The organism is Aerococcus agrisoli, from assembly GCF_003797145.1.
Classification (GTDB): Bacteria; Bacillota; Bacilli; order Lactobacillales; family Aerococcaceae; genus Aerococcus; species Aerococcus agrisoli.
Genome location: NZ_RKMG01000016.1, coordinates 1 through 24043 on the forward strand (window position 1 = coordinate 1; position 24043 = coordinate 24043).

The 24043-nt window shown below is 38.9% G+C and carries 23 protein-coding genes and 1 pseudogene; 4 read left to right on the forward strand and 20 right to left on the reverse strand.

Translation table 11 applies throughout. The annotated features are described in order from the left end of the window. Positions 1-290: 290 nt before the first annotated feature. The 3 genes from EF384_RS05745 to EF384_RS05755 all read right to left on the reverse strand — a co-directional run bounded on the left by EF384_RS05745 (position 291) and on the right by EF384_RS05755 (position 4453). Positions 291-1019 carry an O-methyltransferase gene (locus EF384_RS05745; protein WP_123780154.1) on the reverse strand — a complete coding sequence of 243 codons (729 nt, stop codon included), beginning with the start codon at positions 1017-1019 and terminating at the stop codon, positions 291-293. A 60-nt stretch (positions 1020-1079) separates the two neighbouring features. After that, positions 1080-2426, reverse strand: a complete 1347-nt coding sequence (locus EF384_RS05750) for a hemolysin family protein (RefSeq protein WP_123780156.1) — start codon at positions 2424-2426, stop codon at positions 1080-1082. Positions 2427-2635: 209 nt separating this feature from the next. Beyond that, positions 2636-4453 (reverse strand): glycoside hydrolase family 3 protein, encoded by a 1818-nt coding sequence (locus tag EF384_RS05755; protein WP_123780158.1) that lies wholly within the window; start codon positions 4451-4453, stop codon positions 2636-2638. 249 nt (positions 4454-4702) lie between these two features. On the opposite strand from EF384_RS05755, the gene cbpA reads away from it, so the two are divergent. Beyond that, positions 4703-5350 (forward strand): cyclic di-AMP binding protein CbpA, encoded by a 648-nt coding sequence (cbpA, locus tag EF384_RS05760; RefSeq protein WP_123780160.1) that lies wholly within the window; start codon positions 4703-4705, stop codon positions 5348-5350. A gap of 63 nt (positions 5351-5413) precedes the next feature. Here the strand turns inward: cbpA and EF384_RS05765 are convergent, their stop codons facing one another. The 12 genes and pseudogenes from EF384_RS05765 to EF384_RS05820 form a co-directional block, all read right to left on the reverse strand. Beyond that, complete coding sequence (locus tag EF384_RS05765; protein ID WP_123780162.1) at positions 5414-6013, reverse strand: MBL fold metallo-hydrolase; 600 nt, start codon at positions 6011-6013, stop codon at positions 5414-5416. Between the two features lie 81 nt (positions 6014-6094). Next, on the reverse strand, positions 6095-6589 hold the full coding sequence (locus EF384_RS05770; protein ID WP_123780164.1) for a QueT transporter family protein: 495 nt from the start codon (positions 6587-6589) through the stop codon (positions 6095-6097). Between the two features lie 312 nt (positions 6590-6901). Beyond that, a pseudogene (locus tag EF384_RS05775) lies at positions 6902-7420 on the reverse strand (DUF2179 domain-containing protein); the annotation flags it as partial. 27 nt (positions 7421-7447) lie between these two features. Next, complete coding sequence (locus tag EF384_RS05780) at positions 7448-8104, reverse strand: ABC transporter permease (RefSeq protein ID WP_305000413.1); 657 nt, start codon at positions 8102-8104, stop codon at positions 7448-7450. A gap of 8 nt (positions 8105-8112) precedes the next feature. After that, positions 8113-9096, reverse strand: a complete 984-nt coding sequence (locus EF384_RS05785; protein ID WP_123780170.1) for an osmoprotectant ABC transporter substrate-binding protein — start codon at positions 9094-9096, stop codon at positions 8113-8115. Further along, positions 9080-9730, reverse strand: coding sequence for an ABC transporter permease (locus tag EF384_RS05790; protein WP_123780172.1), 651 nt, complete (start codon positions 9728-9730; stop codon positions 9080-9082). The genes EF384_RS05785 and EF384_RS05790 overlap by 17 nt, the downstream gene beginning before the upstream one ends. Further along, a complete protein-coding gene (locus EF384_RS05795; protein WP_123780174.1) occupies positions 9730-10938 on the reverse strand; it encodes an ABC transporter ATP-binding protein in 1209 nt (402 codons plus the stop codon). The genes EF384_RS05790 and EF384_RS05795 overlap by 1 nt, the downstream gene beginning before the upstream one ends. A gap of 249 nt (positions 10939-11187) precedes the next feature. Further along, complete coding sequence (acpS, locus tag EF384_RS05800; protein WP_123780176.1) at positions 11188-11547, reverse strand: holo-ACP synthase; 360 nt, start codon at positions 11545-11547, stop codon at positions 11188-11190. Between the two features lie 494 nt (positions 11548-12041). Next, complete coding sequence (cshA, locus tag EF384_RS05805; RefSeq protein WP_123780178.1) at positions 12042-13589, reverse strand: degradosome RNA helicase CshA; 1548 nt, start codon at positions 13587-13589, stop codon at positions 12042-12044. Between the two features lie 269 nt (positions 13590-13858). Then, the gene (locus EF384_RS05810; RefSeq protein WP_123780180.1) at positions 13859-15259 is read right to left on the reverse strand and encodes a UDP-N-acetylmuramoyl-tripeptide--D-alanyl-D-alanine ligase; all 1401 of its coding nucleotides are present in this window, start codon (positions 15257-15259) and stop codon (positions 13859-13861) included. Positions 15260-15398: 139 nt separating this feature from the next. Further along, entirely contained in the window at positions 15399-16463 is a 1065-nt protein-coding gene (locus EF384_RS05815; RefSeq protein WP_123780182.1) for a D-alanine--D-alanine ligase, read from the reverse strand. Between the two features lie 47 nt (positions 16464-16510). After that, positions 16511-17290, reverse strand: a complete 780-nt coding sequence (locus EF384_RS05820; RefSeq protein ID WP_123780184.1) for a hypothetical protein — start codon at positions 17288-17290, stop codon at positions 16511-16513. 122 nt (positions 17291-17412) lie between these two features. Here EF384_RS05820 and EF384_RS05825 point away from each other — a divergent pair, with 122 nt between their 5' ends. Further along, complete coding sequence (locus EF384_RS05825) at positions 17413-18111, forward strand: SMI1/KNR4 family protein (RefSeq protein ID WP_123780186.1); 699 nt, start codon at positions 17413-17415, stop codon at positions 18109-18111. A 316-nt stretch (positions 18112-18427) separates the two neighbouring features. Here the strand turns inward: EF384_RS05825 and EF384_RS05830 are convergent, their stop codons facing one another. The 3 genes from EF384_RS05830 to cysK form a co-directional block, all read right to left on the reverse strand. Continuing rightward, positions 18428-19132, reverse strand: a complete 705-nt coding sequence (locus tag EF384_RS05830; protein WP_123780187.1) for a class A sortase — start codon at positions 19130-19132, stop codon at positions 18428-18430. A gap of 571 nt (positions 19133-19703) precedes the next feature. Then, positions 19704-20267, reverse strand: a complete 564-nt coding sequence (epsC, locus tag EF384_RS05835) for a serine O-acetyltransferase EpsC (protein WP_123780237.1) — start codon at positions 20265-20267, stop codon at positions 19704-19706. Next, positions 20257-21177, reverse strand: a complete 921-nt coding sequence (cysK, locus tag EF384_RS05840) for a cysteine synthase A (RefSeq protein WP_123780189.1) — start codon at positions 21175-21177, stop codon at positions 20257-20259. The genes epsC and cysK overlap by 11 nt, the downstream gene beginning before the upstream one ends. Before the next feature lie 199 nt (positions 21178-21376). Between cysK and EF384_RS05845 the strand changes: the two genes are divergently transcribed. Then, positions 21377-21841: a GNAT family N-acetyltransferase gene (locus EF384_RS05845; RefSeq protein ID WP_123780191.1), complete on the forward strand. Its 465-nt coding sequence runs from the start codon at positions 21377-21379 to the stop codon at positions 21839-21841. A gap of 59 nt (positions 21842-21900) precedes the next feature. On the opposite strand, the gene EF384_RS05850 is transcribed toward EF384_RS05845, so the two are convergent. Next, entirely contained in the window at positions 21901-22284 is a 384-nt protein-coding gene (locus tag EF384_RS05850) for a RidA family protein (protein WP_123780193.1), read from the reverse strand. A gap of 307 nt (positions 22285-22591) precedes the next feature. Between EF384_RS05850 and EF384_RS05855 the strand changes: the two genes are divergently transcribed. Beyond that, entirely contained in the window at positions 22592-23569 is a 978-nt protein-coding gene (locus tag EF384_RS05855) for an Abi family protein (protein ID WP_123780195.1), read from the forward strand. A gap of 161 nt (positions 23570-23730) precedes the next feature. Here EF384_RS05855 and EF384_RS05860 read toward each other — a convergent pair whose 3' ends face one another. Beyond that, complete coding sequence (locus tag EF384_RS05860; protein WP_094518025.1) at positions 23731-24000, reverse strand: type B 50S ribosomal protein L31; 270 nt, start codon at positions 23998-24000, stop codon at positions 23731-23733. Positions 24001-24043 lie beyond the last annotated feature (43 nt).

Genomic DNA, 24043 nt, shown 5'->3' on the forward strand with positions numbered 1-24043 from the left:
TATATCATATCATCTTCATTCAAGCATTGTCAAGAAGAAATTTAAAATCTTTTTTCTGTAACTCGCTCTCAAGAAGCAACTTTTATATGTTATCGCAGTATCGAAATACTGTCAATAGTTTTTTCAATAACTTTCTAAGCAAGAATTGCTTGTCCGCTATTGGATACTTATATTACGCCCAAATTTACAAAATGTCAACAAAAACAACACTATATTTTAACCTGAATTTCATACAAATAATAAAAACCGCTCAACAGAGCGGTTTTCTTAATAACAATTGTAAATTTTACTTAGAAGTTTTTCTCTAATAAGTAGCTAAAATCTGTATCATCTAGTTTTTCAACTAGCAATACGCCATCACCTAGGGGTAGAATACTTGTTTTTAAATTTGGATGTTTCACAACTTCATCAAGTAATAAGTTCAGTTTTTTATGGATTTTACGTACACGTTTAGGAATGGTTTCCAATTCATGGAAGACCGTTCCCCCTTGGAAGATGTCATCAATCATCAACACACCACCGACTTGTAGACGATCCATAATAAGTGGGAAGAAATCAAAATATTTTGCTTTAGCAGAATCTAACAGTGCAAAATCATATTGATCCGTTAATGTTGGTAAGACATCTTTCGCATCACCTTCGTGAATCGTTACTCTATCTGCAACACCTAATTTTTCAAAGTTTTCTTTAGCAGCAGCAATCATTTTGTCATAACGATCGATGGTGTCTAATGTCCGGTCTTCATGACCATAAACCATTAATGAGCCAGAAAAGCCAATAGCCATTCCGATTTCAAGAATTCGTTTTGGTTTTTTGATATCTAACAGGAAATCCAAGAAGATTGCGGTTTCGTGTGGAATAACTGGTACACGGTTTTCATGTGCATAATCTTCTAATTCTTTCAGCGGTCCCGGGAAATCTGCTTGACCCGTACGCATAAAATTCAATACGCCTGCTTCTACGACTGGACGGTCCATCATTTCATTTTGAACGACTTTTGTTGTATTTGTTTCTTCCATAATGTCTCCTTTTGGCAGAAAAAAAGTCCGGGAATACTCCGAACTTCTTTCCTTTGCATGTTAACCTTCTAAGTTTTCAGCTGCTTCCGCTGCTAATTGTTCTTCTGTTAATTGTTTTACTTGAATACCTCGGATTCGACCATTTTCGACAGCTGTTGTCATCAAATTATAGTTTTCAATACGAATCACTTCTTCGGCACGGTCGTCAGGGAAGAAACCTAAAATTTCAATCATATAACCTGCAATCGTATCTGACTCAGCAGATTCAACTGATGTATGGAACAATTGATTAAACTTATCAATTGGCATAATCCCATTGATGATATAAGTTGTTTCATTGATTTTCTTATATAGGTGTGAAATTTCATCGTATTCATCTTCGATGTCTCCGACGATTTCTTCAATCAAGTCTTCCAAAGTTACTAGACCAACTACACCATTATATTCATCTTTTAAAATTGCCAAATGTTGGTGATTTTTCTTGAATTGTAATAGCAAGTCATCAATAAAGCTTGTTTCAGGTGCGAAGAATGCAGGTTTAATGACATTTCGTATTTCTACATTTTCGAAACCAACTTTTCTAGCTTCACGTAGAATGTCTTTTGTATGGATAATCCCTACAATATCATCTTTATCTGTTTCGAACACTGGCACACGTGAATATTGTGAACTCAAAATTTGATTTAAAATTTCTTGGCTGTCATCTTCAATATCAACCATGAATGTATCCGTACGTGGTGTCATAACCTCACGTGCTAACTTAGTATCTAATGATAAGACACCTTGCATCATTCTAAACTCGTCGATATCAATAACCCCTTCACGGCGTGATGAGTTAATGATCCCTTGAATCTCTTCTCTGGTAAATTGTTGGCTATCTGCCGAAAATTCGATAGGTGTTAAATGTTTCAAAATATTTGTAGATGCTGTTAGCAACCATACAAATGGTTTAAAAATCGTTTTTAACACGGAAATTGTACCCGCTGCGTTACGTGCATATGTTTCTGGCACTTGTAAAGCTAGTTGTTTCGGATATAACTCCCCTAATACTAAGGTGAAGTATGACAAAATAATAGTTACAGCTGCCGTTGCTAGTGTTTCTGCTGCAGGTAATCCTTCCATATACGGTTGTAAGTATGAAACGAATGTTGTAGATGCTGCCGCAGAAGAGAAGAACCCTGCAAAGGTAATCCCTACTTGAATTGTAGATAAGAAGTCGTCAGAATTTTCCAAAAGTTTTAATACTTTTTTTGATTTAACGTCCCCTTCTTCAGCCATATCCTCTAATTTTGAATGATTTACGGATACAAAGGCCATTTCAGCCCCTGCCAAAAATGCATTCACCAATGTCAAAATAACGATTAATAATATCTGTCCACCTACGTTTGAGGCCCCAGGATCTCCCATAATGTCGAATTCTCTCCTTTATTTTCAAGTACAATACGTCTAATTTTAGTATACAACCCAAACGTTCAAAAGGCAACATTCGCATACCACCTTTAAGATATACGTCACACTTATACTGGGAAGTCTCAAAAAGGCCCCGCACGCAGCGGAGCCTTTACATAAAAGGTAGATGATGTGATTTGCTTAAGGAATTTTATAGTGTTGGGCAATTATTTTGTTTTCGCAGGGTTCACGCGGTTAGCATATACATCTGCTGATGAGTAGTGTGTATCTTCAAATCCAGTGTATGAGTCAACAGGATCTACACCCTTGAATGCTTCTGGACCAGTCATCAATTTATCTAATAAGATTTCTAAGTTGAATGGTTGATCATCATAAGCATTGATGTAAGTTTGTACTTGAGGTACATCAGCTAAAGCAAATGGATGGTTCACTGAGATGTATAGCGTTGGAATTTCGTTCACATAGAATGGAATATCCGGTGTACCTTTAGATACTGGCCAAGCCACACGTTGAACAGTACCTGCTGCAATTTTCGCTAAGTTGATTACTAAGTCGTATTGATCAGTTAATTTAGCGATTGGTTGTTTTTGTGCATATACGTTTGCTACAGCTGCAGCACGTTCTGCTTCAGGTAACTTCATGATACGTTCTTCAGTTGATTCCCAAACAGAAACATTGAATCCTTTTGCTTCCATTTGCGCTTTCATAATATCTACTGGCGATTCTTTAGAAGCGATCATTTGACCAAATCCACCTTTCACACCTTCGTTCAATACTAATAGTACTGATTTATAGCGTTCAGGTGTAATGGGGAAGATATCTGGTTGTTCATTTTTCACTAAAGTGATGGCATGATCTGCAACTTCACGTGCCATTGCTTTATGTTCATCAGTAGAGATTTTTGCTAAAGCTTCTTCTTTAGGCGCTAAGATGTTTGTACGGTCCACTTTGTGTAAACCTAATTTTGCACGTAAACCTAATGTACGAGTTAAAGCGTCATGTAGACGTTCTTCTGTGATTGTACCGTTTTCGTAACCTGCTTTCATCCAAGCAAAGTCTTCATCCGGATCATTGAAGAATAAGAACATGTCACATCCGGCAGCAATTGCTGTTGGTAGTGCATCTTCACGTTTTAAGGCACTTGTGAAAGCAACCATGTGAGACGCATCTGTAATAACTGCACCGTTGAAACCTAATTCTTCTTTCAATAATTGTGTAATTAATTCATATGAAAGTGTTGCAGGTAAGTTCTTTTCAGATAATGTTGCATCTGGGTTAACTTTTTCTACCCAAGCAGGTAAACCGATGTGACCAGCCATGACTGCAGGAAGACCTTCATCGATTAAAGCTTTGTAAATTTTACCGTATGATTCAAACCATTCTTCTAATGATAAGTTGTTTGTTGCAAATGAGAAGTGGTGGTCACGTTCGTTGTTACCATCACCAGGGAAGTGTTTTGCAGTTGCAAGAATCCCTTGTTCTGAAATACCTTTTAGGTATGCTAATGAGTTTTGTAATACTTTTTCTGTATCGTTAGACCAAGTACGCACTGAGATAATTGGGTTACGCCAGTTTTCAGACATATCCACGATAGGTGCAAATGACATGTTGCAACCAATAGCAGCAGCTTCGATACCTGCAATACGGCCCATTTCGTAGGCATATTTCGGATCGTTTGTTGCAGCGATTTTCACTTCATGACCTACATACGTACCGTCGTTAGCAGCACCATTACCACCAGCTTCTGTATTCGCAGCGATTAACACAGGGTATTTTGAGTGACCTTGCAATACTTTGTTTTGTTCATATACAATTTCAGCTTTTGATTTGTTGTAACGAACACCTGAGATATGGTAAGTGTCTAAGACATCTTTTAAGTACTCAGGTTCAGTACTTGCACCCATATTAAAGAACAATTGACCGATTTTCTCGTCAACAGACATGCTTGCGATTGAATCCTCAACCCACTTGATGTCTTCTGCATCTAAATTATAGGGTTGTTTCGTTAAGTCAACTTTTGCCATGTAAAATTTTCCCCTTTCAAAATAGGTAACCGCTTACTTTTTTTGACGTAAACGTTTACAAAAAATTATTAACAAGACCATTATAACAAGAATTTCAATAAATGGAACCCCTTTTAGAGATTATTTTCACATTTAAATAAATGCAGTACATTTTTTGCAATATTCTAACCTTTTTGTAATCTTACGCATGATTTTGCCATTTTTATGGTATAATGAGAATTGAAAACAAAGAAAGAGCGAGGTACTAATATGAATATCCGCGAATTAAGTATTAAGCGGGATGCCATCAAATATGTTACCGAGGCGAACACCCTACAAGACGCCCTGGACATCATGCAAGATAACAATTTCCGCTCCTTGCCCATTTTGAGCCAATCAGGGACCATGTACCGCGGAAACGTTTATCGCCAGCATATATACAAACGCATAGTAAATGGTGAATCGTTAGATGTGTCCGTAACACATCACTTAAAGAATGCTACAAAATACATTTATACAAACTCTACCCTATTCCAAACAATCTTTGCCATTAGGGATTTACCGTATATCAGTGTCTTAAATGAAGATCATACTTTTTACGGCATTCTTACCCACCGCGCCTTCGAGCGAGGACTATTCCAAGCATGGAGTTTGGACGAAGAAGGTTTCGTACTTACCATCCAAGCTCGACAAGATGATCAAGGGGCAATAGCTGTCATCTCTCGCATCATTGGACGTTTCACCTCAATCAACACCGTCGTGACATCCGTTGATCCGAAAACTGACCTATCAAACATCATCATTTCATTGAATGGCGACTGTTCGCCCGCTTCTCTTGAAAAAATAGTCACTAGAATCGAACGAAAAAACTACAAGGTACTATCAGTGGACAACACCAAATCAATAGCCCTCAGTTAGCCAACACAAAAATAACCTGCCTTTCACGAAATCTCTCGCGAAAAGCAGGTTATTTTTTTAGTCTTAATCTTGTAAAAATGGATTTGTTGCTTTTTCAATACCAATCTTGGTAACATCACCATGGCCACTTAATACCAGTGTTTCATCCGGTAAAGTAAACAAGTGTTTTTTGATACTAGCAAGTAAAGCTTCTAGGTCACCGTATTCAAAATCTGTACGGCCGATAGAACCTTTAAATAACGTATCACCAGCAACGACAAAACCATCTTCTTCAAAAATGTATACAACTGATCCTGGAGAATGTCCAGGTACGTGTTCACTTCTAAAGTCGAAACCAGCAACTGATTGTTGGCCCATATTTTCCCAGTAATGTGTTGTCGTTAATGGTTCATGTGTTTGCTTGTCTGTTAACCAGTCAGCTTCTAACTCATGTTGCCATACATCGATATTGTAACGTTCACGAATGTATTCAACAGCCATCACATGGTCAAAATGTGCATGTGTTAATAAAATAGCTACAGGGTTTAGTTCGTTTTCTTCAATGTAACTTGCGATTAGTTCGCCGTCATCACCTGGATCAACGACTAAGGTATCTTTGTTATCTTTAACGATGAAATAAGGATGCTCTTGAATGCGTCCTACGGTTAATTGGTAAATGTTCATGTAGTGTTTTCCTCCACTTTGGGGTATTGACTTTTACTAGTCTGGCTAATTGTAGCAAGAGTCTAATCCACTTACAAATAATTAGTCTTCCATCATTTTATGGAAATCTAATCGTTTATCTAAATAGTAGAATAATGGTGCAGTAATACCCATGATGAATAATTCACTTAAGAAAGTTGTTAAGTAAGTCATCCAGAATGGTAATTGAATTACCCAGAACAATTCCAACGCGATGATGAAGATCATCACTGAGAATACGATACTAATAATCGTTAAACGTTGTTTCGTATTTTTCGCAAAACGGAATAATTGCTCTGCAACAAGGAATGAGATTAACGTATGTAAGGTACCAAATACGATATCATATACACCTAATGAAGCTGAAAACATTAAGTTAGATAAGAATACCCCTAACACAACGCCCCATTTATAATCCTTGTGGAAGACAGCTAAATGGTTTAAACCTTCTGACACACGGAATTGGATTGCACCAAATCCAAGTGGTTGCACAAAATACATCAATACGATGTAGATGGCCGTAACCATAGCTGAAGTGACTAATTTCTTCGTTTTCATAAAATATTTCCCCCTAGTTTTTTTATGTTGGATTTTTCGAACAACAGTTACTAAAATACCGCAATTTTGCCACATTAACAAGGGGTAAGCCCGTATTTAGGAATTTTATGCAAAAAAACGCGACTGACCAAGTGGATCAATCGCGTTTTCTTATGCGTATTATTTATCTTCGGATACATCTTTGTCATTTTGTTCAACAGGAGGATCACCATAAAAGTGCCCTGCCTCTTCAACATAATCTTCTTTTGAATCGACTTCTTCAATCGTGATGTTATCCAATTGTTCATCTTTCACACGTGAACGTCTGATTAAGCGAGGGTTTACTCGTTTTGACCAGAAGCCACCGTGAATATATTTGGCATCATAGGAAATATAGAAGGCTTTCGGATCAATTTCCTCGATCGTCTTGCGCAAGTATACTTCATTTGCTCGTGGCGTTAAGATGGTTAAAATCAAGCGGTCGCCGTCACGGCCATAACCGACTTGAATCGTAACCCCATAACCACGCTCACGTAGTGCATTTGCAAGTGTATGGTCGTCATTTTGAACATATACTGCTACTACGGAATAACCGAGTGCCATTTTTGTTTCAATCATCATACCTACATAAATACCTACCCCGAAACCTAAGGCATATGCCAATAGGTATAAAGGATTAGATAAATAACGCATCACCATTGATAAACCTAAGGTATAAACCGTGATCTCCATTACAGCGATAATTGGTGCTACCATCCGGTAACCACGCATGGTCATCAAGGTTCTAATTGTGTTTAGCATAATATAGACTAAGTTAATAATAAAGATTTGGAGCAATATTCCCCAATCCATAGTGTCACCCTTTCATTGCTATTTTGGTTATTTGCTTGAAGAAGGATCTAGTTTTTTCTCGATAAGGCCCAATAACCAGTCGGCAATGATAGACATTAAAGAAATTGGAATAACGGCTGCAATGATAATGGATGTACCATCTGAGGCGTTTACCCCACGTTGTAATACGTCACCTAAACCACCTGCACCTACAAAAGTACCAATTGTGGAGATACCAATACCGGTAATAAAGGCATTACGAATACCACCCATGATGACAGATAAAGCTAGTGGCAGTTCTACTTGATAAATGACTTGCCAAGGCGTCATACCCATCCCTTTACCCACATCAATCATATTGTCATCCACGCTGATTACACCAGTATAGGTGTTACGTAAGATTGGCAAAATGGAATATAGGAAAATCGTGAAGACAACCAAGTTAGTACCTAATCCCATAATCAACATGACAACTGATAGTAGTGCCAAGTTGGGAATGGTTTGGATAATATTGGCTACACCTAAGACAAAGGCCGATGTTTTTCGCTTATGGGCAATAAAGAATCCCAGCGGTACGGCAACAATAATGGCGAAGATAACACCATATGTTGTCATTAATAACTGACGGAAGAACTGTGACAGTAAATAGCCCCCATTTTGTTGGAAGTAATAAACTGTTTGTTCAAATAAATTTAATTGTGTCACATCTACCATTATTGTTCACCTCCTAATCCTTTTTCTGCTACTGGTTCCATATATGGTTCTGCATCTTCAAAGTAATTATTTTCTTCTAACCAACGTTCCGCAACCACTTGTGGTTCTAACAAGTATTGGTCACTTGTAAAGTTCAATTCTTGCATGGTTTCGTTGTCGATTTTATTGGCTAATTTTTGGAAAATCCCATCTAATTCTGGATACTCTTCACGCGCTTCGTTAGTTGCCACGGCTGCACCATCATAAGGTGGGAATAGTCGTTTATCATCTTCCAAAACAACTAAATCTTCAGAAATGATACGACCATCAGTTGAGTAACCTAACACAACATCCACTTCACCTGATGAAACGGCTGAATAAACCAAACCGATTGTCATAGGGTATAGATTTGGAAAATCAAAGCCATAAATTTCCTTGAAGGCTTGGTATCCATCACCTGCACGGTTAATCCAGGTGTTATCTACCCCCACCTTAACGTCGGCGGCGATTGCTTCTAAATCAGAGACAGTTTCTAAGCCATATTTTTCTGCATCTTCACGGCGTACCATGAAGGCGTATGTATTCTCGAAACCGTAGCCTGGCGTGTACCAAGTCATATCGTATTGTTTGTCGAATTCGGTGATGACAGTGTCCAAGGCTTTTTCAGGATCTGTTTCTGCTTCCATACCAAGTTCCCCTGTTAATGAAGTACCAGTATAGTTGACGGCTGAAACGTTGGCATCACCTGTAATGATGGCTTGATGGTTCATAGTTGATGAACCCAAGTTTGGAATAATGTTGGTTGGATAGTCTGTATAATGTTCGACCATACCTGCAACGATGTGTCCCATGATTTGACGTTCTGTGGTTGACCCAGAAACAATGGAAATCCCTGAATCCGCTGATCCACCTAATCCTGGTAAGGAACATGCTGATAAAATAAGGGTCGCTACAAAAGCTAGGACGGTCATTTTGACTGCTTTTAATTTACGCAAGGGATTCATCTCCTTCCTTGGAAGAGGTTGTTGGTGAAACCCAATCTTCTACGCGGGCCATAATGAAATCGGCAACGACTGCTAAAATCGTTACAGGAATTGTCCCACCTAAGATTAAATCAGGTCTAAATAGGTTTAATCCGTTGAAAATCATGTCGCCAAGACCACCACCACCGATATATGATGCTAGGGTTGTCCAGGCAATTACATATACTGTTGATAGACGAATACCAGCCATAATCACCGGTACTGCTAGTGGTAGTTGAACCTGACGGATTACTTGCATACGAGTTAAGCCCATTCCCTTGGCTGCATCCAATAACGTTGGATCTACTTTTGACATACCTAAATAAGTATTACGTAAAATCGGTAGTAGTGAGTAGATGAATAGTGCAACGATTGCAGGGACTTTCCCTACCCCAAGGATTGGAATCATTAAGGCTAATAGAGCTAGGGTCGGGATGGTTTGTAAGACGGATACGACACCTATGACGAAGTCAGCGATTTTTGGTGTTTGGGATAGCAGGATACCTAGTGGTACGGCTACGATGATCCCCAAACCAAGTGAGATGGCTGACATGTAAATGTGTTCCCACAGGAGTCGGACTAATTCGCTTCCTTGTGTTGCAAAGAATTCTTGCATTACTTCTCAGCTCCTTCAGTCGTGGCACTTGTGTTTACTGGTGTCGGATTGATAACTGGTTCGTCGGTTAGGTTATCAATTTCTTCTTCGTCACCCCAGATTGAGTTGTAGACAAGGTTTACTAGGGCAGTACGTGTAACCAATCCTGTTAAGTGACCTTCTTTGTCGACTACAGGCATGTTCGGAATACGGCCTTTCAAAATACGAGTTGCTGTATCTTGAACTAGGGCGTCTTCTAGTACTGGACGTAAGTTGGTGTGCATTACGTCAGCGACAGATAAGTTTGAATGCGCTGAACGAGATGCAACGTCGTTTAGGGTTAATAGCCCTTTTAGACGGTGGTCGTCATCGACTACAAATAGTGAGTCGACACGGTTTTTACGCATGACGCTAATCGCACGTGCAAGTGACATACCCATTGTTGCTGTCAACGGTTGGGTAATCATGATTTCTTTTACGGTAATGAATTCTGTTTGTGCTTGTAGTAAACGATCTTCACCTAAGAATCCACGTACATGCTCGTTCGCAGGGTTACGTAAGATTTCATCTGGTGTATCGTATTGAATCAATTCACCTTCATGCCATACCGCGATTTTGTCTGAAAGATTTAGCGCTTCGTCCATATCATGGGTTACGAAGACAAAAGTTGAACCAAATTCAACTTGTAATTCTTTTACTAGTTCTTGTAAAGCTTCACGCGTGATTGGGTCCAAGGCACCAAATGGCTCATCCATTAATACGATTTTTGGATTGGCAGCTAAGGCACGGATTACCCCGATACGTTGCTGTTGTCCACCTGATAGCTCACTTGGGTAACGATCTAAGTATTCTAAAGGTAACTCAACGCGTTTCATTAAGCGTTCTGCGATTTCTCTATTTTTCTTTTCGTCCCATTTCAATAAACGGGGTACCGTAACGATGTTGTCATACACTGTTAAATGTGGCATTAAACCTGTTTGTTGGATTACATACCCAATACCGCGACGTAATTTCACGGGATCAATCGATGTTGTTGCTTGACCATCAATCAAAATTTCCCCACTTGATGGGTCATGCATTCTATTAATCATTCTTAAGGCAGTTGTTTTACCTGAACCTGAGGTCCCGATGAAACACACAAATTCGCCATCTTCAATTGTCAGCGTGGCATCCTTAACAGCGGTTGTGCCGCCTGGATAAACCTTCTCAACATGTTTGAATTCTATCATTCACTAGTCCTCCTAATTTTTCGTTTGTGAAAAAATACCCTTTTAACTTTATCAAAATATGACCATATCCCCAACCATATAGCGGTAATTTCGACAAAAAAGCCGACAAATCGCCTTTTTGAACCTATAACCTTTAATGCGGTAAGGTATAGGTCATAAGGGATTGACGGGCTTTTTCACAAATAAAATAAACTTTTAGGTAAAATACAATTTTTGTACTATACATTTTCATGTAAGCAGTTGCAAAAATTAGATACTTTCGATGATGACAGTGGCCGTTGCATAGTGGGCTGTGTGGCTAATAGTGATGTGCACATAATCATCCACCTTACTCGTTTTGATGTATGGCTTTTGCTGTTCATCATTGGCTACTTCAATGTCATGAAAATGTAGCTGACTAGAGATGCCTGTACCATAAGCTTTGGAGAAGGCCTCCTTAGCCGCCCAACGTCCTGCTAGATACTCATAGCGTCGGGTATCGTTTGAAAAGGCTTCAAAGATGCTTAATTCGGCATCTGTTAATACTTTGCGGGCAAATCTAGGATTATTTGCCACCGCCTTTTGGATACGGTCGATTTCTACGATATCTGAACCTAAACCAATGATCATTTAAAATTTCCTCGCTTCTCTTCTGCTGATTGTTTGATGCTAGGGATTTGGTCCCTCAGCTACAATCTCGTTTTACCTTATTTTAGCGTATTTTCGTGGATTTATCGATAAGATTGACGGTTTGTGGTGTAACGGTAAAATGACTAATTTTGTTTTTTTAGGTAGGGGGTTGTGGCAGAATGCTGTGTCTCGCATTCCGGACAAATTTTCATTTTTGTATTGAATGGCGACCCATTCAATACAAATCCCACGTTTCTTTATGGAATGCGATGCCATTCAATACAGTTTCCGCGTTTCTTTATAGAATGGGATTTCATTCAATACAAATCCCGCGTTTCTTTATGGAATGAGATGTCATTCCATAATCCCAACTCGCGAATCGCACCACGCCCACCTTCAAACGACATAAAACGCCAAACACCACCAATCAAAAAACAGGCAACAGTGGAAGGTTGCCCTTCTACTATTGCCTGCTTAATCGGTTTATTTAGAAACTATCTAATTTTAAATTCTGCTGATTTAGGCTTAGATGGTTTTCCGCCGCCTTGGCCACCTGATTTTTTACGATCGTAGCTGTTGCGGTTTTTGTCTTTGTTGTTACCTTTGTAGCCACCTTTACGGTCACCACCACCTGAACGGTCGCCACGGTCGCCGCCGCTACGGTTACCATTGCGGTTACCTGAACGGTTACGGTTGTAGTTACGTTTTTGACCATTTCCACCACGGTTAGGTAATGGACGTTCTGGTGTGATTTCAACTTTAACATCAGAAGGATCTTTCACTAATGAACGAATCAAAGCGATAGCGATTTGATCTTCAGTGTAGTGTTCTGATAAGTAGTTCACAGCATCTTGGTATTTATCAGTGTCGTCAACGTCAGTAAGTTCTTTTACTTGTTCAACAACATTTGATAATTGACCACGGAATGCTTCTTGTGGCGTAGGTGGACGTAGGGCAGTGATTGGTTTCTTGGTTAAGTTTTCAATCGTACGTAGGTATGACATTTCATTACCTGTTACGAAAGTAACTGACATACCTTCTTTACCAGCACGACCTGTACGACCAATACGGTGAACGTATGATTCTGGGTCTTGTGGAATATCGAAGTTGTAAACATGTGTTACACCGGTGATGTCTAATCCACGGGCTGCAACGTCTGTTGCGACTAAGATATCTAATTTTCCGTTTTTGAAGTTACGTAAAACGCCTAGACGTTTTTCTTGACTTAAGTCACCGTGAATACCTTCAGCAGAGTAACCACGTTCGATTAAACCACGTGCTACTTCGTCTACACGACGTTTTGTACGGGCGAAAACGATTGATAAGTCTGGGTTATGAACATCGATAAATTGTGTTAATAAATCGAATTTTTCATAATCTTTACAACGAGTGTAGTATTGATCAATCAAATCAGCTGTCATTTCTTTTGATTCAACTTGAACACTAACTGGGTTTTTCATGAAGTGGTCAGCAATACGTTTAATTTCTTTAGGTACTGTAGCTGAGAACAACAATGTTTGACGTTCAGTTGGTAATTCACGAATAATTGATTCAATGTCTTCGATGAAGCCCATTTTCAACATTTCATCCGCTTCATCTAAAACCAATGTTTCCACATCGTTTAATTTTAAGATACCACGTTTGATCAAGTCTAAGATACGACCTGGTGTACCGATAACAACTGGTGGGTTTTTCTTCAATAACTTGATTTGGCCACCGATTGATGCACCACCGTAAACAGTAGTTGTATGGATGCCTTTAAATTTACCTAAACGGTATAATTCTTCACCTGTTTGAACAGCTAACTCACGAGTTGGTTCAATAATTAAGGCTTGAACACTGCTCTTGTCATGGATTTTTTCCAACAAAGGCAAACCGAAGGCTGCTGTTTTACCAGTACCTGTTTGCGCTTGTCCAAAGATATCTTGCCCCTCAAGTGCCATCGGAATTGTTTGTGCTTGGATGGGTGTTGCTTCCTCAAAACCCATTTCTTCGACTGCGCGAAGCACTGGCTTTGATAGATTCATTTCATTAAATTTCATCTAGTCTCTCCTTTTTCTACTTGAGTGAACTATTTATCTGTGAAAAATTTTCTCACATAACAAAAATAGTCGAGTATGCCAAATGCATCAGGCTCGACTATTTCTCATTTGATATTTATTACGTTGGCAGTAGACATTTCTACTGCTCCTCTAAACATACTCAAGCTAGTACAATATAGCATAGATACTTCAATTGCACAAATGAAATCACCTTGAAATTCAAGACTTTTCGTAACTTTGTGAAACTTAACCTATAAATGAAGCCGTCATCATTCTTGTTCTGATGACACTCTTAACGCTTCCACAACTTCGATTAATCCCATCCCATTACTTGCCTTAATTAAAATTTTATCTTCCGGCTCTAAAACAACTTTAACTTGTTCAATCAAGGCGGCTTTGTCCGTTTCGATATGGGTAATGATACTTGGATCAACCCCTTTTTGTACTAAAGCATCTGCTAATGGGCGAATACGTGGACCGAATAGGAAAATGTGTTTGAAGATATTCAAACCAATCACTGTAGCAATTTCTCCGTGTAATTCATCAGAGAACGTACCAAGCTCCAACATATCACCTAAGACAAGAATCTTCTGAGCGCTACCTTTCGTCGGAATCGCTGAGAAATTACGAATGACAGCCTTCATTGCAGATGGGCTTGCGTTGTAAGTGTCGTTCAAGATTTGCGTATCTAAAATACCACGTTCCCAAGCACCACGGTTAGCGGTCATTGAAAACTCAGCTAAATTTGTACGCACTTGCTCCATTGATAAACCTAAACTGTAGGCCACAGCTAGGGCTGATAAGGCATTTTGAACATTGTAACCACCAGATAATGGGATTTCCATTTTTAATTCTGGCGATAAATTTGTAAAGAAAGTTGAACGGAATTGATCCATTGTTACATCAAAAGCGAAGATATCTTGTTGATCATCCAAGCCAATCGTCAATGTAGATTGGGTCATATCTTGTGGCATTTGGTTCACAATTAATGGCTCATCTCCAGGGTAAATGAAAGTACCTTCCTCTTTCAAACCATCCAAAATCTCTAGTTTTGCTTTGGCAATATTGGCACGAGAACCTAGGAATTCAATGTGGTTTTCACCAATCATGGTAATCACAGCAACATCCGGTTGTGCTAATTGACTTAGGAACGAAATCTCTCCCGCAGCAGACATACCCATTTCAAGCACGATAACGTCTGTATCTTCAGGCATATCCAAAATTGTTTTTGGTAAGCCAATGTCATTATTGTAATTACCATTTGTTTTGTGGACTTTCAGTGCTGTTGATAAAACAGCAGCCGTCATGTCTTTGGTAGTTGTTTTACCAGAAGAACCCGTAATACCTACGACTTTTGGATCAATCCATGATAAATATGCGGCTGCAAATTTTTGCATGGCAACCAGGGTATCCTCAACTAGGATGATTGGAAAACCAACCGGTGCTTGGTCAGCTGGATTAGACCATAAAGCTGCAACTGCACCGTTTTCGATGGCTTTGTCAATGTAGCTGTGACCATCAGTTTCGCCTTTTAAGGGTACGAACAAACTGCCTGGTGTCACTAAACGGGAATCGAATTCCACGGAAGTGATCTCTTCAAATCTGGCCGCCGATGTAAAATCAATGGCCCCAACGGCTTTTACGATATCTTTAATTTGTGTGGGTTTCATAACTACCTCTCTAACTATGAACTTGCGCTAAATGCGGTGGCCACAAAGCCTACTGCATTGGGATTGGTTCATCTTAGCGTTCTATAGCTTCTGTTTGTGTCTTGGTTACGCGTTTATCGATTATTTCGATAGCTTGATCTTATAATTCAAATGCTTTTTGAATACTTTGTTTCTTATTATATCTGTTCAAGGCTAATTGAATCAATTCTTCAATCAAATCGTCAAAACCTTTGCCTGATGCTTCCCATAATGAAGGGTACATTGAGAATTGTGTAAAGCCGGGTAAAGTATTCACTTCATTGATATAAATATCCCCTTCTTGCGTTAAGAAGAAGTCGGCACGAGACAATCCTGAGCCATCCAACACAAGATATGCTTCCTTCGCATAGGCTTGTAATTTGGCTACCGTCTCATCATCGATTTTTGCAGGGATGATCATTTCAGTCGAATTGTTGATGTATTTTTCATCGTAATCGTAGAAACCTTGGCCCTTGCCTAATTCACCAGGCACTGACACAAAAACTTCTTCATTCCCTAAAACGGCTAATTCAACTTCACGAGGATTTTCAACGCTCGCTTCTACTAGGACGCGGCGGTCGAAGCGGAATGCTAGTGCTAGTGCCGCTTTTAATTCAGCATCGTCAGTTGCTTGAGAAATCCCTACACTTGATCCCATGTTCGCTGGTTTAACGAAGACTGGGTAGCTTAGGCTTTCAGTAACTTTAGCTACAGCAGCGTCTGCATCTTTTTCCCATTCATAAGCATTTAAAGTTGCGAATGGTACTTGTGGTAAACCAACTTGGTTGAATAAATGTTTCGATACAATCTTGTCCATTCCGGCTGCTGAGGCAAGTACACCTGCACCAACGTAAGCAACGTTTAAGCTTTCGAATAAACCTTGAATTGTACCATCTTCACCATTTGGTCCGTGAAGTGCTGGGAAAACAACTTGATCCTTGTCTTCGCTTAAGATGTCTGTTGGTACAACAGCTTGGCCATTTTCAGCTTGATTAAAACGTAAGTTGATGTCGGCTGCTGGTTTTTCGCTCATGTTCGGTCCAGCAAACCAATGACCATTAATGTCGATGTAGACTGGGGTTACATTGTGTGTCCCGTATTGAATATGTTGGATAATCGATGCTGCGGTTAACACTGAGATGTCGTGTTCCGCACTCTTGCCACCGTATAATACGATAATTTCCATGAATAGATGCCTCCATTGTTGAATTGAATATTATTTTTTTACCTAGATTATGCTTCGAAATTCCAGGTTCCTTCTTTTACATCATAAATTAGTGTACCAAATAATGGTTGTTTTGCCTTATCGGCTTCCACAAAACGTGGGTTGTCTTCTGCTAAATACACATGGAAGACGCGTTGATTCGGTCCCATATCAGCCCGGCCTTCAAAAGTAATGGCAATGCCATCATGACTTAACCCAGCTAAATGACTCAAAATCGGTTTGCTAGGAATGGGAATTGGTTTACTTGGTGGCGTAACGGTTTTTTTGCGGAAAACGAATAAAGGTTTTTGTTCCTTTAAATCTTCAGCCACTCGTTCAGCCAAAACATACCCTAATTGTTTGAAAAAATCATGAATATCGCGGTAATACATTTTGGTCGTTGGAAAAGAATTTGGATACGTTGACCCAAAAAATGTATAGCGATTGCCAAGTTTATAAAAGGTTGGTTGATTTAAAGGTGAATCTGTATGGCCTAGAAATAGTAATTCTGCAATTTCTTGGTCGGATAATTGTTGAAAAAGTGACTCATATTTAAAGTCAATCCATTTCGTTTGCGCTTGTTTACGGCCTTCTTGGGTTTCGATAAAATCTTTTACCTCTTCCGTACCGCTAACAATATGAAAACGAGAAAATTCATCAAAACGCCCTAAATTTTTAGGGTTCTTGATTAGTAACAAGTGATTTGGTAATGTTGTTACTGCAGTCGTAAAATATTTCAAGCCCACCCCTAAAGACTGAACTTGGTTAGAGATTGGGTTTGTAAAAATGTAAATATAATCATTTGTCACAGATGTGCACCTCTTATTCCAAACCATATTTTAACAAATTACATATCAAAACACTATCATTCATCTGATAAAAGCTTTAAAATACCAATGAATCATAGGAAAATCTATAAGGAGGTTCTTATATGCATTTACTTGCATCTCCATTGCAAAAACAATTTTACACTTATTTACCCAAATCACCAATATATAAAACATATTCCGTGGCTGATTTACCAATTGCTTATCATAATTTAGTCAATCATCAGAACGGTGGTTACACATCAAAAAGTTATGTACCGACAAATACACCGACTGAAGATGCCTTAAATGCAGCCTATATTCCATACATTGCAGGCATGTTTGAACAACAAATTACTGCAGCTTATCATATTCCAAGCATCACACGTCAAAACAAATTCAAAAATCGCCAACATGTGCCAGATACAGGAATCATCTTCTACGAAGACCAAGATCGCGTTGCTTATATGGACTATGCCAATGCACCAACTGGCAACCAACCATCTGTTGTGTATATGAATATTGGTTTAGGCCAACAAATTACTTTAGCGGATACTTTTGACGACTTCATCGCTAAATTTGAAGACCGTTTTCTAGGTAATCCCGCGCCTACTTTAATTTCATACCACCGTATCAACGCAGCCATTTTACGAGAATCATCATATGAAAATATCAATTATTTAATTGATACCTTTGGACTATTCTTAGGCAAAGAATGGCAAAACGACTGGCATGAATTAATGAATCACTACGAAGACAAACCATTCAGCCAATTCCAAGAAAGCATCCGGTCATACAGCCAAACACACGAACTATTTGTATAGGATGAGAGGAAAAGCGTTCAGCCCTCAACCAGTGGAAGAATAGTGCCGTGTCACGCGGAGCGTGACGCAAACTATTCTGAAGTGGGCTGAGGGTTGCTTTTTCGAACTCGACTTCATAGGATGTGAGCGCGGGCGTTTAGATAGGTAGCACTGGAAGAGATATGCAGTAGCAAGCGCAGCTTGCTGCAAATTTCTCTGAAGTGGAGACCTGTCTGCCCAAGCGAACTCAACTTCATAGGATGTGAGGTCTGAACTCAATTTTAAGATCTAACAAAATAGCCCACTTCGACGAAAAATCGAAGTGGGCTATTTTACTTTATTTAAAATATCCTTGCATTTCAGCGCTCGCATCTTCAAAGGCTATTGTCTCAACTAATGTCCCTTGTACAATTCGGCGCTGTGTTAAATCAGCCGTACATGTTTGTAGTGTAATAATAGGCTCCCCTTCAATATCTTGGGAAATGTATTGGACCTGATCTGGATTCACATCTTCAACAAAGAATGCTTCATACACATAGATATTTTCTAGGTCAGTTAAATATATTTTATCCCCAACAGAAACTGAATCCGTAATATTATTCAACAAAATATCTGTGCCATAACCGATATGGTGACTCGCCAAAGTATAATTTCCTTGACCCATAACTTGGTCAGGATACATGGTGCCGGCACCTGAAACTAGAGCCGCATCAGACATGCCTTCTAAAACACTTGTCTTCAGATTTGCTGTTGGAATGGCTACTGCACCCAGTACCTCCAAGCCAGCCTTACCTGATTTGATATCTTGACGAATTTCATTCACTTCAGCTGCAGAAACGTTTCGTACTTCATTGAAATCAAATTGACCCTCTGAAGTGTCCGATGAGTTTGATTGAATATCTTCAGCCGTATAATTTTCTATCGCGATATCATTTTGATTGAAATACACTTGTAGTAAAGGACGAACTTGTAAACCGACTAGGCCTAATCCTAATACGATTAAAGTAACGCCTAATATTCTACGCCATCCCCATTTTTTCAATATTTAAGACACCTCTTTGACTTTCTACTTTGACTCAATTATGCCATATACTGGATGATAGAGCTATCAAAATGCCGTTCCAATAAAAGTATTCACAGGACTGATTTTGATTTGTACCCATATTTTCCACAAGTGTGTGAAAAAAACTGTGCTTATATATCAAGTTTTCAACCGTTTTTACACAAGTTACCCACAACTTGTGCATAACTATCTAGATTTGTGCACAAGTTTTTCCCGATTTATCCCCAGTTGTACACACACTTATCCCCAATTGTGTATTTATTCCACAAAATATACGCTTTTTATCCAAAAAACCACCATTTCGGTGTATATCTTTCAAATTTGCAGGTACATATAGGTCAACTTATACACATGGATTAAGTCCAAAGTAATAGAGAAAACAAAAAAAACGACAAGCAAGTTTTCACTAGCTTGTCGCTTTTTCTCTCATCCTATGAAGTCGAGTTCGAAAAAGCAACCCTCTGCCCACTTCAGAATAGTTTGCGTCACATTACATGTGACACGGCACTATTCTTCCACCGGTTGAGGGCTGAACGCTTTTTCTCTCATCCTAAATAATATATTCCCCGATGCGGTTCCAGTTTTTGTCGTGCAAGATGATTCTTGCAGGGACGCCAACGGCTGTGGCATACGGTGGAACATCATGGATGACAACGGCGTTAGCACCTACTTTGGCGTGGTGACCGACTGTCACATTACCCAAAATCGTTGCATTTGCACCAATTTCAGCGTCATGTTTGATGGTTGGGTGACGTTTCGCACCCTTGTCGTTGCCCGTACCACCAAGCGTTACGCCGTGGTAGAGCTTTACACGATCGCCAACAATGGCAGTTTCGCCGATTACAATGCCCATACCATGGTCAATAAAGACATTTTCACCAATTTGTGCACCAGGATGAATTTCAATTCCGGTTTCTTTACGTGTTGCCTCTGCTTCTAGACGCGCTTGGTAGTACTGCTCTTGCAAGTACAACTCGTGTTCCGCTTTGTGGCGAATAATCGCTTGGAAACCGGGGTATAAAAAGACTTCTTCCACTGAATGTGGTGCTGGATCGTGGTCATAAATATATTGGGCGAAGTCGCGATGTTCTTCGTTTAGTTCCTTACTTAGCACTTCCGTCACCAAAGAATCCAGTTGATAGGTAACGTTCACCTGAGTCTGGGAATACTGTTACAACAACTTTACCTTTACCTAATTCTTTTGCTAAACGAGTAGCAGCTACGTAGTTTGCACCAGATGAAATACCAGCGAAAATACCTTGTGTTTTTGCTACTTCAACAGCTGCGTTAATCGCATCGTCGTTAGAAACTGTGACAACTTTGTCTAATACGTTTTGGTCTAATACGTCAGGGATAAAGTTTGCACCGATACCTTGGATCTTGTGAGAACCAGCTTTACCTTCTGATAATAATGGAGAGTCAGCAGGTTCGCCACCCCAGATAACTGTGTTCGCATTCGCTTCTTTTAAGACGTGGCCTACACCTGAAACTGTACCACCAGTACCGATACCAGCTACGAAACCATCAACGTTTGGTAAGTCAGCTAGGATTTCTTTAGCAGTTGTTTCTTCGTGAGCAGTTACGTTTGCAGCGTTTGTAAATTGTCCAAAGACAACCCCACCACGTTCTTCAGCGATTTGTTTTGCAGTATCGCCTGCTAATTTCATACCACCAGCTTTGTCTGTTAAAACAAGTTCTGCACCGTAAGCCGCAATCAATTGACGACGTTCAATACTCATTGATTCAGGCATAACAATTACGATGTTTAAGCCTAAAGCCGCACCAACCATTGCTAAACCAACACCTGTGTTACCAGAAGTAGATTCAACGATTGTCCCGCCTTTTTCAACTTTGCCAGAGTTTAATAAATCTTGAACGATGTATTTTACGGGACGGTCTTTGATTGAACCAGATGGATTGTTTTTTTCTAATTTGACATAGATATCTGCAGAATCTTCGTCTAAACCATTAATCTTAACTAGGGGTGTGAAACCAATTGCGTCTACTACATTTTCAAATAACATATTATCCCTCCAAAATTCATATCACTTATAGTTACTGTTACCCGAATGTTACCCTTTTCAAAAAGTCTGGTCAATCACTTTGCTCACAATAGTATAACCGATTTTCGAAGTACCTTGATATACAGTAACTATCACGGTCCAACTTGTACGGAAAACAGACAAGTGTATAATACTAGTATTACATCAACGGAGGTAAACTATGGACATAAGATACGCACAAACCCAAGATATTGACGACATTTTAAACCTACTAGGCCAAGTCAATCTGATCCACCACCTCGGCCGACCAGACATCTTCAAGAAGGCAACAAAATACACCCGCGACCAACTAGAGAAATTGATTAAAGACGACCGTCGCCCCATTCTTGTAGCTGTTGAAGACAATCATGTACTCGGCTACATGTTCGGTATCTTCGAAATTACCCATGGTGACAACATCTTAATTGATGACAAAACCCTATACATCGACGATATCTGTGTCGATGAAAACGCCCGCGGCAAACACGTCGGTCAAACCATCTACGAAGCCACCAAAAAATTCGCCCGCGAACACGGCTGCCGTCGCATCACCCTAAACGTTTGGTCATTTAACGATAGCGCAAAATCTTTTTATGAAAAAATGGGCATGCACCCCTTAAAAACGACCCTAGAAGACGTACTATAAGCCAAATAAAAAAATCGCTTGGACCATATGGCCAAGCGATTTTTCTTTTACAATGTCTTTTATTCGGCAACTGCTACAGCTTCAATTTCCACTAAAGCACCCTTAGGAATAGCAGCAACCTCAAACGCTGCACGCGCTGGGGTTACACCAGTAAAGAATTCAGCATATACTTCGTTCATTGCAGCAAAGTCATCAATATTGTCCAACAATACGGTTGTTTTCACAACATTTGATAAATCTAAACCAGCTTCTTGTAAGATGGCTTGGATATTGGTTAATGATTGACGCGTTTGGCTTTGAATATCAGTTCCCGCAAACTCACCGGTAGCTGGATCAATTGGTAATTGACCTGATACATAAACTGTACCATTTGCTTTTACGGCTTGTGAGTATGGACCTAAGGCTGCTGGTGCGTTATTTGTTGCGATTGCTTCTTTTGTCATTGGAATCTCCTCTAATCTAAATTTAATCTTTCTTCTATTATGTAATAAAAATTTAGGAATGTCGAGAGGGAATTATTGTACCAATATTCACAGAAATAAAAAGATAATTGCTATCGTAAACTGATATTTACATAAAATACTTACAATTCAATATTTATTTTCTAATCAGTTCTAGCTATCCATCAAAAAAACTCATGCAAAATTACCTAGGTTTCGCATCAATAGTTTTATCAGCCAAAATCGCTTTATAAATTATCTTACAAATTCCAATTATTGTATACTGAACTAAAACGATTGGAGTTATGTCATGGAAAAAGGAAAAAGTATCAATAGCTTAATGAAACATATTCGTACCGAACACAAGATTGATATTAGTGGCTCTAATGATAAAAAACATCTTTTAAATATGGGTTACTACCACGGTTACAAGGCAACAAGATTTATAAAACAAACCGATAACAAACAAGATTTTGAAACATTTAAAGAAGTCAAAGCAATGTATGAATTCGATAATGCAATGAAATCTTTATTTTATCCTTTACTTACCAGTATAGAAACTATTTTAAAAAATAGACTTATAGATTTCTTAGTTTCAAATGATAACCCTAGCCTTGAACATATTTATCAACATAAATTAACTTCATATAAAGACTATACTAAATCTTCTGACATTCAAAAATATCATAACAAAAGACTACAACTCCGAACGAAAATGGATGAAACCATAGCATACAATTATAAAAATAAAAACGTAATAATCAATCATTATTTCCATAAAGAAAAACCTTTACCTTTATGGGCTTATTTCGAAGTTATATCGCTAGGAGAATTTGGTAACTTTATATCTTGTATAAGACGTGATGTAAGAAAAGAGTTCACCTCTACCATCAATTTGCATCATTCGGGTTTTAATGAGGACGGTAGAATACTTGAATCACTTATTTTTCTAATTTCCGATTTAAGAAATGCCGTTATGCATAATTCTATAATCTTTGACTGTCGTTTTAAGAAATCAATGCCCAGCAAACAAGTTAAAGAATACTTTCAAAATGTGCTAGGCATAAACCGAATTGAATTTGAAACAATAACTGAATATCTAATTCTAGCTATTGTTCTTTTGAAAAAATTGAGCATTCCAAAAAAGGATTTAAGAAGAACTGTAAAAGAATTTGAAAATTTAACAGAAAATTTGTATAAAAATATACCTACTCCCGCTTTTTTTCAAATAGTAGATACGCAAAACAAGAATATAATTAAGAGTCTAAACCAATACATTGACAAATAAAAACATATAGAGATATACTATAAGAAATAAAGGTGCGCAAACTTCGGTTCGTACTTGAGGGGTTGGATGAGTCCAACCCCTTTTTTGGCGCTATGAATATTACAATAGCAACAAAAAAAGACCCATTGCCGGAGCAATAGGTCTTTTTAATTGGTTGAAGCTTATGCTTCTGGATCTGCGTTTGAGTCTTTGAAACCGTATTTTTTGTTGAAACGGTCCACACGACCATCGGCTTGTGTGAATTTTTGACGTCCAGTGTAGAATGGATGTGAGTCAGATGAAGTTTCAACACGGATCAATGGGTAAGTGTTACCATCTTCCCATTCAACTGTTTCGTTTGAAGAAACTGTTGAACCTGATAAGAATTTGAAACCTGTACTAGTATCCATAAATACTACTGGATGATAATCTGGATGAATATCTTGTTTCATAAGTTTGTACTCTCCTTTTCGCCCTGAACTTCCTCAGCCCAGA